The organism is Hyphococcus sp. D3-15 (genome assembly GCF_055809375.1).
Map to the genome: position 1 here is coordinate 1,841,199 of NZ_CM147910.1, position 12,214 is coordinate 1,853,412.

Sequence of the window (12,214 nt, forward strand, 5' to 3'; positions counted from 1 at the left end):
CATAGCCCCTTATTCTTCACGTCGTTGTTTCCCCCACGCGTGTTGGTCTTAAAAAGTCCCGCGAAGGCCCGAAGGCCTCCGCGGGGATAGTCACTCCGATTAACGGAAGAGGCCGAGGATAGAGTTCGGCGACTGGTTCGCAATCGACAGCGCCTGAATGCCAAGCTGCTGCTGAACTTGCAGAGACTGCAAGCGAGCTGAAGCTTCTTCCAGGTCGGCGTCCGTCAGGGCGCCAATACCGGTTTTCAGGGAGTCCGTCAGGTTGGAGACGAATTCGTTCTGAATTTCGATACGCTTTTGAGCAGAACCGAACGATGCAGAAGCATCGATCGCTTCAGAGATCAGACCTTCGATTGAAATGAGCGCAGCAGCTGCGTTCGTTGCGTTCGAAACGTCAAGACCGTTCAGGTTGGCGAGACCGCCGCCTGAGCCGTCCGTTACAGTCAGTTCGATGGCGATAGTGCTGCCGGAAGCATTGGTGATGTCAGCTGTTGCGTCAGCCGAACCGCCGCCGGAAACGAAAGCCGAAGTCACACCGGAAATACCGGCATTGTTGACCAGGTTGGTAATGCCCTGTGCAACATCGTCTTCGTCGTCGCCGGTCTGTACTTCATAAACCAACTTGCGGCCGTCGATACGAACTTCGTATGTATCGCCAGCTGTGAAGGTTGCGCCGTCGTCGATATCAAGCGAGAAGACGCCCGTATCAGCAACGAGCTGAGCCGCCGTGTTGAAGCCTGAGCCAACGCCGGTTGTACCAGCGCCAAGACCGGCGACAGCGTTACCAGCAGCCGTTTCCAGGCTGTAGTCGGCAACGTCGATCGTGCTGGCTGTCACGCTGCCGGAAGCATCACGGTCAAGCGACGCCAGGAAGCTGGTCGTGTCAGCACCTTTAAGGAAGTTCAAGCCGTTGAACTGAGCGGCTTCAACGATAGAACCGATCTGGTCACGAAGCTGACCAATATCCGTTTGGATCTTGGTGCGGTCAACGTTGTCTTCCTGAGCGGCCACGATGAGGCCTTTCATGTCGACGAGCAGTTCGGTGATTTTTTCAGCCGCGCCGCGCGCAACGCCAACAGTCGAGCCGGCAAGGTTCAGCGACTGATTGATCGCTTCAAAACCTTTAACGTCAGATTGCATGACAGTCGAGATGGCGAAGATGGCTGCGTTGTCGCGAGCGTTACTGACTTTTTTACCAGTAGAAATTTGCTCTTGAACCATCGACAGGCCTTTGTTGACCGTGCGCAGGTTCTGAAGGGCAACCATGGCGGAAGTATTTGTAAGAAGGCTGTTAGACATTGTAAGACTCCGATTTGGATCGTTAAATTTTAACGGTCCGACCTCGCTTGGGAGTTGTCGGGAGCCCCGCGGTGAAACGGGAATTTCGGGCTTTTTACGCCCGCGGCACGCCATTTAAGCATGTCCGCAACAACCGTGAAGTTGTATGGGAATAGGGATACGCGTTTTCGTATAATAAGCTCTTAACGCCTCAGACTTTTGCGACGATTGTTGAGGCGTTCGGATTGCGCAGTGCGGCGCCGCCGGCCGCGTAAACGCCGGTGTTGAGCTCTGCTTCGCGTATCTTTTTGAGACGCGCGCGCGCCTCGCGCACGCCTTGTGCGGTTGCTTTCAACGTCGCGGCGTTTTCTTCAGCTTTTAGTCGAATTGCATCGAGCTCGGCAATAAGTTGTTCACTGAGTTCAGAAGCATCAAGCGCATGTGCGGCTTCATCGAATTCAGCGAGCAACGATTCCTTCTGCGCGGTCAGCGCAGCGATCTGGTCGAAGGCGCGCTTGCCGATGACCGCGTGCTCCTGGTCGGTGACCTTTTTCAGGCCGTCGACAATGGACTTCAGTTTTTCAAGCGGGCTTTTCACTAGAGCTGGCCTTTCAACTGACGGTAAATCTGGTCGGCGAGACCGAAGCCGCCTTTTTCAGTGAGCTTTTCGGCGTAGTTTTCGACGAGCATCCGGGAAAAGGCTTCTCCGCCGGGACCGGAATCTGTCGCGATCGCTTTTTCGAAACCAGCGTGAGACAGCATTTCGGCGATGAACACGGCTTCGAATTCCTGCGCCGTTTTTCGCAGCGCTTTTTCTTCTTCTGTCCTGGTCTCGTCGATCGTTGTCTTCGTCGCTTCGCGAACCTTGTCGACGGTTGCCGGGTTGAGCGCGAGAGAGAGATTGGCGGCGTTCATTGAGGCGCTCCAATTAGGAATAATTTTAAGCAACACTAGGTCGCGTAACTAAAAAATAAGTTATCAAATGTAGAAAAGCTTTATGGAAAATGCTCAGATCTCTTTTTTGACCTCGCTGCTGGCCGGCAAACCTTCCGGCCAAATCGCGACTGGCCCCGACGCCCTTTTTTCCGCGGATACGAATGACGCCGACAAAAATGCTCAGGGTTTCTTTTCCTTTATTGAAGGATTGTTAAAAGAGGCGCAGCAGGGCGGTGAAATCATCAGCCCACTGGCCATTCAGCCGCAACCCGGCGCGCAGCCATTTAACGCGGACGCGTTCCGTGCGACGCTTGAGGCGCCTGCCGCAGATGCGGCGACGCCGATTGAAGCGGGGATCGCCGCCCCGGCGGTGGAGGCTTCGCTGCTGACCGCCGCGCCGGCGACGGCTGCCGGGCCTGCCTTGGCCGCCGGACAAACCGCTGAGGCGTCATTGCCGGGCGAAGTAATTGCATCGTCCGTACCGGCGTCCGCCGATGAGGCGCCGGTCGCCGAAGAGTTGACGCTTGAAGCGCAAACACAAATTTCCAAGCCCGCCACGCAAACGCAGGAAAAAGCCGCGCCGGCTATCGGCCTGGTTGCTGCGAACGCTTCCGTTAAGGCCGATGGTGAGACGCCGGAAGCGGAGTTCACGCTTGAAACGCCGCGCGACGGGGCGGAAGAAGGCACAGACCCTCTATTGGCGCCGCGTATAGGTGCGAAAACGCCTGCTACCGCCGCCAACAACCCGCTTGCCGGGCCGGCATCGCTGGTCGCTGACGCCACAGCCGGGGAAACGCAGGCCCATTCTACAATGACGCGTGAGGACAGGGGTGTTGAATTCGACCGCCTGGCTTCGTCTCGGGTTGAAGTCACGACCGGCGCAGCAGAGCGCAATGTTCATATCCACGCCGTGCGCGACCAGCTCGCCGCAGCGGTGACCGCCCGCCAGGGCGACAATCGCCTCGAAGTCCGGCTCGATCCGCCGGAGCTTGGGCGCGTGACAATCGGTTTTGAAAGCGATGGCGGCGATATTGTGCGCGCCGTGCTTTCTGCAGACTCGCCGGAAACGCTTCAATTGATGCGCCGCAATGCGGATGTTTTCCAGCGCATGCTTGAAGATCAGGGCTTTACGGGGCTCGATCTGCAGTTTTCAGATCATGGTCCGCAGGAAAATCCTGCGGAGCAGGCTAATGACAACACCTATAATTTCGCCATGACCGAAGACGAGGCGCCGGCGCAGCTTGCCGCGCCCGCCGCGCAGGTCGCGCTCGGCCGGCTTGATCGCCGGCTTTAAGCGCCAACCCATTTAGAGGAGACTCCCATGCAGGCCTCATCAACGACCGCGCCGTATCAGCAAACGCAGCAATCGAACGCTGCAAACGCCGCCGCCGCCAAGCCAAAAGACAATGGCGCTGCGAGCGCGGTGGATTTTCAGAACTTTCTGACGCTGTTGACCGCGCAGTTGCAGAACCAGGACCCGCTCGACCCGGCGGACTCCACCGAATTTGTCGCTCAGCTTGCGCAGTTCACCTCTGTCGAACAGTTGGTGAACGCCAACAACAAACTCGACTCGATTGCTTCTGCGATGGTCGCAGACGGCATTGATAAATATGCCGGCTGGATCGGCAAACAAGCTGAAGTGCAAGACGCGCCCACCTATTTCGATGGAGAAACCCCGGTGAACTACCGCTTTTCAGGCGATAGCGAAGCGGTGAGGGTGCAGACGGTGATCACCGATTCCAAAGGAAATGAAGTCACGCGTTTCAATTCGTTGAACGGGTCTTCTGTACAAAGCTGGTCCGGCAAGGTGGACGGCGAAACCGTGCCGAGTGGCCCCTACGCCATCACCGCGCTTTACTTCAACAAGGATGGGGAAGTCTACGCGGAGGAGATCGCCAATACTTTTGGCGGCGTTCGTGAAGTGCGCTTTGACGGCAAGGAGCCGTCGATTGTGCTGGAGGGCGGCATTGATATCGACCCCGCACAGATCGCCGGACTCGGCCTGAAGAGCTAGGCTGCAACACAGCTTGAATCAAAACGCCGCCTTGCAAGGCGGCGTTTTTTATTGTCCGGATTTTGAAATGGGCGCGGCGGTCTAGTAGTTTTGAATGCCGAGGTCGAGGATCAGAACATTGAGCGCTGCGTCGCCCATGATCTCGCGGCTGGTTTCAAGCAATTCTTCTTTTGTGTAGTCGAGCTTGTCTGCATCTTCGAGCATTTGCGGCAGCATGTTCTGGCTCGAAAGCTCTAACAGCTTTGAAAGAAACGCGTCTCTGAGCCGGGGCTCCAGCGCATAGATGCTTTCGTCATAAGACCCGTCGACTTCGATATTGATGTCGAGGATGACCATGGATTTCGGCCGGCCCTTATGCACAACCGGCACCACGAATTGGCGGCCGAATTTCATATAGGTGCTGCTGGCGCTTTCTTCGCCGTGGCCGCCCTTCTTGCCTTTTTTCTTGCCATGGCCGTCATCTGCGGCTTCGCCATGGGCGTCATCCGCGCTTTCAGCCGAAGCTTTTCCCGACATCATTGATTTTGCGAAAAAGCCGCCGCCGCCGCCAGCTATGCCGGCGACCGCGATGATGATGATCGGTAACAGTTTCTGCAGCACGGGGCGGGGTTCCTTTATTAGAACGGCGAGACGAGGTCGATCACTTGCTGACCATAACGCGCCCGTTGCATGTCAGAGATCTGTCCGCGACCGCCATAGGAAATGCGTGCGTCGGCGATCTTGTCATAGGTGATTGTGTTGTTCCGCGCGATGTCTTCGGGGCGCACAATGCCGGCGACAAGAAGTTCACGCAGTTCGTAATTCACACGGATTTCCTGGCTGCCGGTGATGGCGAGATGTCCGTTCGGCAACTGGTTGATCACCGTCGCGGCGACGCGCAATGTGATCTTTTCCTCGCGCTTGATGGCGCCGTCGCCGGCGGAGCTGGTGGAGGAGTTGGCGCCGATCGCCGGGTCCAGCGATGCGCCATTCGGCAAAAGATCTTCCGCCAGGGAGTTCAGGCCGAAAAAGTTCGAAATCGCCATGTCGTCGGCGGAGCTGCGCGAGCGGCTGGTGGAGTTCTTGATTTCCGCTTCTTCATCGATCTCGATGACAACGGTGAGAATATCGCCTTTGGAGCGGGCGCGGCGATCGCCAAACAGCGATTGCGGGCCGGATCGCCACAGCGAAGCGGTGGTGACTTTCGCTTCCGTCATCTGGTTCGGCTTTGGCGGCACGTCATACCGGTCCATAGCCGGGGGCGGCAAAGGATTGCGCATCTCGCCAACCGGCGACATGGACGGGGGATTGAACATGTGATCGAGACGTGACGAGCAACCGCTCGTCGCCGCCATGATCGGCAAGGTCAGCAGAAGAAGCTTCTTGTTCATTGTGTGACTGCCTTATTCGGTCCGGTTACGACCGCTGAGAGAATGATTTTTGAATTCAGGTTCATGATGCGCACTGAATCGCCGACGGCGCCGGCGTCCAGCGCCCGGCCTTCGGTTGTGATCAGCAGCGGACCGCGTGCGAATTCCAGCGTAACGATGGCGTTGCGTTGAATGGCGGTCGCCGGGCCCACATCATTTGGCGTGACCAGCTTGCCGGCGTAGACCGCGCGCTTCAGCTCCATGCCGACAAACATATCAAGCGGATTGGCGCCGTCGCCGTCGACGATCAGGTCGGAAGCGTGCAGTACAGATCCGGCGCGCAAATTCTGGGCGGCGCGGATTTGTGCGGGCTTTTTGGGCGCCGGCATCACCGAAACGGTGAGCAAGTCGTCGCCGATGCGATCGGGCGCGCTTGCCAATGTCGGCGCAAGCGCCGCCAGATCCTGCGCCGCTGCTGACGCGAATGCGACGGGCAGGGCGGCGACGCTGGCGACGATGATGAAAAGCTGTTTCATGATGTCACCGGATCTGCGTGGTGGAGCCGAGCATCTGGTCGGCGGCGGAAATGACTTTTGAATTGAGCTCATAACCGCGTTGCGCTTCGATCAGGTCGGCGATCTGAGCGACAACATCGACGGAGCTTTCTTCAAGAAAGCCCTGGCGAATGGCGCCGCGGCCATCGAGGCCGGGTTCGCCGGGGATCGGCGCGCCGGAAGCTTGTGTTTCACGGAACATGTTGCCGCCAAGCGCTTCGAGGCCTTTTTCATTGACGAAGATCGACAATTGCAGCGAGCCGATTTGCTGTCCGGCGGTCTGGCCGTCGAAATAGGCGAAGACTTCGCCATTCGCATTGACGGTGATCGAGCGTGCGTCTTGCGGAATGGTGATGTCGCCGGAGAGCGGATAGCCTTCGGAATTGACGATCAAACCTTCGCCGGTTTTTTTGAACGTGCCGTCGCGGGTGAACGCGGGATCGCCCGAGGGCAGGGTCACTTCGAAGAAGCCGCGCCCTTCAATGGCGAGATCGAGGTCTCCGCCGGTCTGGCGTAGCGAGCCTTGCTCGTGATTGACGGAGATGGCCGCTGTGCGAACGCCGAGGCCAAGCTCAATACCGGCCGGCGCGACGAGGCCGGTGGACGATGAGATGGCGCCGGGGGCGCGCAATTGTTGATAGTGAAGATCCGCGAATTCCGCGCGCCGTGAATCATAGGCGGTGGTGCTCATATTCGCGATATTGTTCGACACGACTTCGACGCGCTTTTGCTGTGCGTCCATGCCGGTGGCGGCGATTCTTAGAGCCTGCATTGTTCAAGCCTCCTTATGCTGTTCGCGCCTTTAACGGCGTCTCATCGCGTCAACTGTTTTTGAAATCCGCTCGTCTTCATCCTTCAGCAGCTGTTGGCCCAATTCATAGGCGCGCTGCACTTCGATGAGGCGCGAGACTTCAAGTACGGCGTTGACATTCGATTCTTCGATAAAGCCCTGACGGACTTTGGCTAATTCCACGGGCTCATAGCCCTTTGTCGCGCGCAGCAGATTGTCGCCTTCACGCGCGAGGGTTGTCGGGTCGGCCTTCACCAGGCCGATGCTGCCGGTTGGCGCGCCATCGGCGGCGATGGTGCCGTCCTGTGCGATTGTAATGCTTGTGGCTTCGGGCGGAATGGCGACGGGCGAACCGCCATCGCCAAGCACGCGATGGCCTTCCGCAGTGACCAGTTGGCCTTCCGCATCCAGCATGAAGCTGCCCTGCCGGGTGAGGCGTTCGCCATATGGCGTTTCCACGAGGAAATAACCTTCGCCTTCAATGGCGAGGTCGAACATGCCGCCGGTCTGGGTCAGGGCGCCGGGTGTTGAGTCGAAAAAGTGCCCGCCGACATTGGCCTGCGAGATGCTGCGATCCTGCGGTTCCAGGGCGCGAACATATTCTGAAAACAAAAAGCCTTCGCGGCGATAGCCGGCGGTGCTCACATTCGCGATATTGTTCGCGACGCTGTTGAGCTCTTTTGAAAGGCCCGCTTGCTTGGAAAGCGCAACATAAATCGTATTGCTCATTGTCCATCTCCTCCGGCGCCGCGGTCCATCTGGGCCAGGCCGGTTTCCATGAAGTTGGTTTCTTTTTTGACGCCCTTGCTGAAGTCGGAAAGCAAGTCGATCGCCCGGACATTCACCGGCGGCGCCGATATGAACATATGGGCGAGCGCGGCGAGTGCGTTCTGGTCGCTCGCAAGCGTTTCGCGCACCGATGGGGGAAGATCGCCGGCGCCGCCATTCAAGGCGGCGAGGGCGGCCCGCGCGGCGCTGTCAGTCTTGCGCTGTTTTTTCGGAACGTCAGCAAATGCGTTGACCGCCAGCGGCCAGTCGGAAGCGCGCCAGGCGGCTTTTGAAAATTCTTCGTCTGCGCCGCCGCCGCGCATGGATGATTTGATTGCGGCGACAGCCCCGGCGCGGTCGTTCAGCCGTTCATGGGCTTTGACAGCGACGACACCGAGTTCTGCGCTGAACTGGCCATGGGCTGCGATATCAAGCGCGCCTTGTGAATCGCCGCTATTGAGATGGGAAAGCGCCTTCATTGCGTCGCTTTGGGCGCGCCATGCGGGCGGTGCGCCTTCAAGCGCTTCATCCACCAGCGAGTTGGCGCCGTATGCTGCAAGTTCGCGCGCCACAGCGACATTCAGATCGCCATTGCCGGGAACATCGAGAAAGTCGCGGTGATGAAAAAACGCCGCTACTGCTTCAAGGCGGGTTTCATCGTCCTGCATGAGCGCGGTCGTGATGATGGAGCGCGCAAGCGCCTGGCTTGCATCATGGGCGGCCGGCGCGGATTTGGCCGCCGCGGAGAGGATGGTTACGCCTTCACGCAAACGTCCTGCGGCGACCAGCGCTTTGGCGCCGCTGAAAGAGGCGCGCGCTTCGGACAGGGATGCGCTTTTGCGCGACGTCTGAGAGGCGATGTCGTCAAGCAGACCCTCATAAGCAACGTCGGCGCGCCGCTGATAGTCGTCAGCGAGGATGGCGAGCGCGCGCGCCTGCAACGGGCCGGGGGTTTGGGCGATTTCTTTCAGCGCTTTTGTATCGACTGGCGCTGCGGCGTGTGCTGTCGCAGGCGAAGGCGCTGCTTCATTAGCGCCATGCGCAGCGTCAGCCGGTTGCGAAGCGTCGGCCAGTTGTGAGGCGAGGGCGTTTTCGAGAATCACCAGGGCGGCGCTGCGGTCTTTTCCGCGCGCATTCTTAGCGACCGTATAAAATTCTTTGGCGATGAGAATATCGCCGCGCTCAACCGCATTAAGGCCCAGCGCTTCGGCAAGCGGCGCACGCAGGGCTTTTGTCATCGGGCGTAAGGCGGCAAGGTGTTTTTCCGACATTGTCGCCACATCTTCGTCATCGATCCGCGCGGCTGCGGCATAGGCCATTTCGAAAAACGGTCCGCAGTCGCGATAGGGCGCCAGCAAACGCCGGGCGCGCGGCAGTGATTCCGTTGCAATGTCTGAAAGCGCGGCGGCGACGGTCATCGCCGGATCGCCGTCGCGGGCGAGGGAGCTGGCGACCGCGCTCGCTTCTTCAAAGAAGCCGAGATGGATATAGGCGAGCGCCAGGGTCGATGCGAGGTCTTTGCGCTCTGACTCGTCGAGGGTCAGCTCATATTTCTGCCGCAGATTGGTGATCGCGGAGAAATCGATATAGCCGGCGTCGCCTTCGGGCTGGTTGAACAGCACCGGGTCGGCGCAAGTTTGGCCAGGCGCGGCGTTCTCGGCGAGCAGTGACTGGGGCGGACCATCAGCGCGCGGCGGTTCACGCGCGATGACGATATGCTCGCCTTGCGCATGTTCAGGAAGCGGCGCCGCATGCGGGGCGGGCGCTTGTTCTTGTTCTTGCGCCGGCGTGTGCGAGGCGTTCATAACCGGCGTCGCGCCTTTTATTTCCTGAGCCGCACCGGCTTGCGAGTCCGATTGCGCTTCGCGCGCATCGTCGGCCTTCAACTGAATGACGCCTTGATGGCGGGCCTCGGCAAGCAAGGCGATCATCCGGTCGCGGGCGAGGCGCATCGATTCCGGCGTAGTCTGTCCGCTTGCCTTGGCGGCGTCGGAAATTTCCGATGCGGGCGCTTCGTCTTCTTCTGCAAGAGCGACGGGCGTCTGGTTGAAAATATCAATGACAATGGCGTTGCCGGCGCTTTTGGAAGTGCGCACAGGGCAATCACACGTCAAAGACAACACCAGCGCGCGGCTGTCGTCACTATCGATGACGCGTGCATTGAGAATGCGATGGGCTTTGCGCCGGTCGATAATGTCTGACAATTCGAAAGCGGTGGCTTTATCGGGAAATGTAATTTCGATCTTGCGGTCGGAAGTCGCAATGCGCCAGTCCGCCGGCGCGTTCGGAATGACAAGGCGCGAATAGTCGCCATGTTCGCCCGCCCGCACAGACAAAGTTTCGCCCGCGGCGGCGGCCGGGGCGAGCAGCAGCAACATGAAGAAAAGCACGCGCTTCATCATGCGGCTTCCTTCTTCAGCAATTTCAGGGCTTCGTCGATGTCAGAGAAGCCGGGCCGGTCATGGCCGGGGATCGCGCGACGCGCGACCTCGACACACATTTGCGGCGTGTGCATTTGCAGATGGGCGACGATGCATTCGCGAATGAGCTTGTAAAAGCCCTGCTCTTGTTCATTCACCGCCATGATCCGCGTCGCAAAGGGACCGACAAGGGAGTAGGCGAGGAACACGCCGAGAAACGTTCCCACAAGCGCGCCGCCGATCATCTGACCGAGAACTTCAGGCGGCTTGTCGATGGACGCCATGGTTTTGATAACGCCGAGCACCGCCGCGACGATGCCGAGTGCGGGCAGGGCGTCAGCGATGTTCTGCAAGGCATGGCCGCCATGTGTGCTTTCGTGCTGCATCGCTTCGAGCTGCTTTTCCAGCAGATCTTCAACCTGATGCGGGTTGTCGAAATTCATCAGGATCGAGCGGATCGTGTCGCAGATAATGTCAGTTGCGTCGTGATCTTTTGCGATTTTCGGATAGCGCTGGAAAATTGTCGATTCCGCCGGGCTTTCAATATGGGCTTCCGCCTGAACCGGGCTTTCCTTTGCAACGCGCAGCAATTCGTACATCAGGCAAAGCAGGTCCTGATAATCTTTTTTCTTCCATTTCGGGCCGGAAAGCGCCTTCATGAGGTCGCCGCCCACATGTTTGATGGTGCCGAAATCATTGCTGACGACAAACGCGCCTACGGCTGCGCCGCCGATGATCATCATCTCATAGGGAAGCGAGTGCAGGATGATTTCCATCTTCCCGCCGGCTGTCAGATAGCCGCCGAAGACCATGACAACCGTGATGATAATGCCGAGAATTGGTCCCATAACCGCCCGCAACAAATGTGAACAAATTTACCGTCTTGGTTAACTTGTATCTCACGGAGAAGTTAATCTTAGCTGAAGTTCACGGGTACTATTGCGCGAGTTGCTGCGACCGATTTGCGAGGATGACGCTGACCAGATAGGCCTTGTTGGCGTCCATGCTGGCGACAACCAGCGCGGCCTGTTCATTGTTCATGGCCGAGAGCAGGCCGGCTGCAAATTTTGAATCCATCTCATTGATGATCTGTCCGGCCTGGGCCGGTTTCATGCCTTCATAGATGGCGGCGAGCTTGGCGATGTCTTCATTGCGCGCATCCTGCACGACTTGAATTTTCGCTTGCAGCTCCTCATTGGCCTTGTCGAGTTCGGCCAGACGCTTTTGAATCTGCGTTTCATAGGTTTTGAGTTCGCTTTCGCGATCCGCAATAGAGGTTTCGCGGCTGTCGAGCGAATACATGCGGTCTTTCACTGCGGAGGCGAGTTCGCCGTCGACGCAAGCGCCTGCAGCCACTGCATCACCCGCAAGCGCGCCCGGCGACGCCTTGCCGGACGCTTCCGATGCGAGCACCGCGATGCGACCGACAAAGGAGCCGAAAAAGACGACGCCCAGCACTAACAAAGCTCTGGTTTTCATGACTTACCCGGCGAGCCTTTTCATTTTTCGTTGGTTGCGCGCATGCATCAGCGCGGCGGTGACTTTCGAAGCGGCCTTCGCCTTTGCTTTGGCTTTCGCCTTGGCGGCGGCGGGGGCGACGTCTTCGTCGTCAATATCCAGATAGGAGACATTTTCGCCGCCATTGGCGCCGGGCACGACGCGCGTGCCGTCGCCGTCCGGGTCCGGATTGTCGACCAGGAAGAAATCGATTTGCTCATCGAGACGTTGCTGCAGGGCTTTCGCCTTGGCGAGACGCGTGTCGAGCTCTGCGCCAGCTTGTCCCGATGCTTCGTTGACTTCGCGGATTGCGATTTCCGCTAGTTCCGAGATGACATCGATCATTTCCGTCAGTTGCGGCAGGATTTCCCGTGTCTCCGCAATCAACGGCGTCAGGTCGTTGATGCTTTCCGCACTGGACTCCTTGGCCATCGTCACTGTTGAGCGCGCTTGATCCACCGTGTGGGACAAGGTGGCGATCGTCGCCCCAAGGCCCTTTTCGGTGTTTTTCAATGCTTCCAGTTTGCGGCTGAGGATGAAGCAGTAAAATGTTGCAGCGCCGGATGCGGCAAGCAACATAAAGTCAATGATCATCTCCATTTTCAGGC

14 protein-coding genes are annotated in these 12,214 nt (G+C 58.5%); 2 read left to right on the forward strand and 12 right to left on the reverse strand.

The features are described from left to right. Positions 1-99: 99 nt before the first annotated feature. From AC0L8G_RS09155 to AC0L8G_RS09165, 3 genes are all read right to left on the reverse strand, one after another. Positions 100-1,299, reverse strand: a complete 1,200-nt coding sequence (locus AC0L8G_RS09155) for a flagellin N-terminal helical domain-containing protein (RefSeq protein ID WP_473388501.1) — start codon at positions 1,297-1,299, stop codon at positions 100-102. A gap of 190 nt (positions 1,300-1,489) precedes the next feature. Next, positions 1,490-1,876, reverse strand: coding sequence for a hypothetical protein (locus tag AC0L8G_RS09160; protein WP_473388502.1), 387 nt, complete (start codon positions 1,874-1,876; stop codon positions 1,490-1,492). Beyond that, a complete protein-coding gene (locus tag AC0L8G_RS09165) occupies positions 1,876-2,193 on the reverse strand; it encodes a rod-binding protein (protein ID WP_473388503.1) in 318 nt (105 codons plus the stop codon). Before AC0L8G_RS09165 ends, AC0L8G_RS09160 begins: the two co-directional genes overlap by 1 nt. 82 nt (positions 2,194-2,275) lie before the next feature. Here AC0L8G_RS09165 and AC0L8G_RS09170 point away from each other — a divergent pair, with 82 nt between their 5' ends. Both AC0L8G_RS09170 and AC0L8G_RS09175 read left to right on the forward strand, forming a co-directional pair. Then, positions 2,276-3,508 (forward strand): flagellar hook-length control protein FliK, encoded by a 1,233-nt coding sequence (locus AC0L8G_RS09170; protein ID WP_473388505.1) that lies wholly within the window; start codon positions 2,276-2,278, stop codon positions 3,506-3,508. Between the two features lie 27 nt (positions 3,509-3,535). Further along, positions 3,536-4,228: a flagellar hook assembly protein FlgD gene (locus AC0L8G_RS09175; protein ID WP_473388506.1), complete on the forward strand. Its 693-nt coding sequence runs from the start codon at positions 3,536-3,538 to the stop codon at positions 4,226-4,228. Positions 4,229-4,309: 81 nt separating this feature from the next. On the opposite strand, the gene AC0L8G_RS09180 is transcribed toward AC0L8G_RS09175, so the two are convergent. From AC0L8G_RS09180 to AC0L8G_RS09220, 9 genes are all read right to left on the reverse strand, one after another. Further along, the gene (locus tag AC0L8G_RS09180; RefSeq protein ID WP_473388507.1) at positions 4,310-4,828 is read right to left on the reverse strand and encodes a flagellar basal body-associated FliL family protein; all 519 of its coding nucleotides are present in this window, start codon (positions 4,826-4,828) and stop codon (positions 4,310-4,312) included. A gap of 17 nt (positions 4,829-4,845) precedes the next feature. Continuing rightward, entirely contained in the window at positions 4,846-5,598 is a 753-nt protein-coding gene (flgH, locus tag AC0L8G_RS09185) for a flagellar basal body L-ring protein FlgH (protein ID WP_473388508.1), read from the reverse strand. After that, a complete protein-coding gene (gene flgA / locus AC0L8G_RS09190; RefSeq protein ID WP_473388510.1) occupies positions 5,595-6,113 on the reverse strand; it encodes a flagellar basal body P-ring formation chaperone FlgA in 519 nt (172 codons plus the stop codon). The genes flgH and flgA overlap by 4 nt, the downstream gene beginning before the upstream one ends. Before the next feature lie 4 nt (positions 6,114-6,117). Continuing rightward, a complete protein-coding gene (flgG, locus tag AC0L8G_RS09195; protein ID WP_473388511.1) occupies positions 6,118-6,903 on the reverse strand; it encodes a flagellar basal-body rod protein FlgG in 786 nt (261 codons plus the stop codon). Between the two features lie 30 nt (positions 6,904-6,933). Further along, entirely contained in the window at positions 6,934-7,650 is a 717-nt protein-coding gene (locus tag AC0L8G_RS09200) for a flagellar hook-basal body complex protein (RefSeq protein WP_473388512.1), read from the reverse strand. Beyond that, the gene (locus AC0L8G_RS09205; RefSeq protein WP_473388513.1) at positions 7,647-10,091 is read right to left on the reverse strand and encodes a hypothetical protein; all 2,445 of its coding nucleotides are present in this window, start codon (positions 10,089-10,091) and stop codon (positions 7,647-7,649) included. Before AC0L8G_RS09205 ends, AC0L8G_RS09200 begins: the two co-directional genes overlap by 4 nt. Then, positions 10,088-10,957: a flagellar motor stator protein MotA gene (gene motA, locus AC0L8G_RS09210; protein WP_473388514.1), complete on the reverse strand. Its 870-nt coding sequence runs from the start codon at positions 10,955-10,957 to the stop codon at positions 10,088-10,090. Before motA ends, AC0L8G_RS09205 begins: the two co-directional genes overlap by 4 nt. 88 nt (positions 10,958-11,045) lie before the next feature. After that, a complete protein-coding gene (locus AC0L8G_RS09215) occupies positions 11,046-11,588 on the reverse strand; it encodes a MotE family protein (protein ID WP_473388515.1) in 543 nt (180 codons plus the stop codon). Between the two features lie 3 nt (positions 11,589-11,591). Then, positions 11,592-12,206, reverse strand: coding sequence for a hypothetical protein (locus tag AC0L8G_RS09220; RefSeq protein WP_473388517.1), 615 nt, complete (start codon positions 12,204-12,206; stop codon positions 11,592-11,594). Between the last annotated feature and the right edge of the window lie 8 nt (positions 12,207-12,214).

Coding starts and splice junctions, on each gene's coding strand:
- AC0L8G_RS09155 (WP_473388501.1), bottom strand. CDS start 1,299: ATGTCTAACAGCCTTCTTACAAATACTTCCGCCATGGTTGCCCTTCAG.
- AC0L8G_RS09165 (WP_473388503.1), bottom strand. CDS start 2,193: ATGAACGCCGCCAATCTCTCTCTCGCGCTCAACCCGGCAACCGTCGAC.
- AC0L8G_RS09170 (WP_473388505.1), top strand. CDS start 2,276: ATGGAAAATGCTCAGATCTCTTTTTTGACCTCGCTGCTGGCCGGCAAA.
- AC0L8G_RS09175 (WP_473388506.1), top strand. CDS start 3,536: ATGCAGGCCTCATCAACGACCGCGCCGTATCAGCAAACGCAGCAATCG.
- flgH (WP_473388508.1), bottom strand. CDS start 5,598: ATGAACAAGAAGCTTCTTCTGCTGACCTTGCCGATCATGGCGGCGACG.
- flgA (WP_473388510.1), bottom strand. CDS start 6,113: ATGAAACAGCTTTTCATCATCGTCGCCAGCGTCGCCGCCCTGCCCGTC.
- flgG (WP_473388511.1), bottom strand. CDS start 6,903: ATGCAGGCTCTAAGAATCGCCGCCACCGGCATGGACGCACAGCAAAAG.
- AC0L8G_RS09200 (WP_473388512.1), bottom strand. CDS start 7,650: ATGAGCAATACGATTTATGTTGCGCTTTCCAAGCAAGCGGGCCTTTCA.
- AC0L8G_RS09205 (WP_473388513.1), bottom strand. CDS start 10,091: ATGATGAAGCGCGTGCTTTTCTTCATGTTGCTGCTGCTCGCCCCGGCC.
- motA (WP_473388514.1), bottom strand. CDS start 10,957: ATGGGACCAATTCTCGGCATTATCATCACGGTTGTCATGGTCTTCGGC.
- AC0L8G_RS09215 (WP_473388515.1), bottom strand. CDS start 11,588: ATGAAAACCAGAGCTTTGTTAGTGCTGGGCGTCGTCTTTTTCGGCTCC.
- AC0L8G_RS09220 (WP_473388517.1), bottom strand. CDS start 12,206: ATGGAGATGATCATTGACTTTATGTTGCTTGCCGCATCCGGCGCTGCA.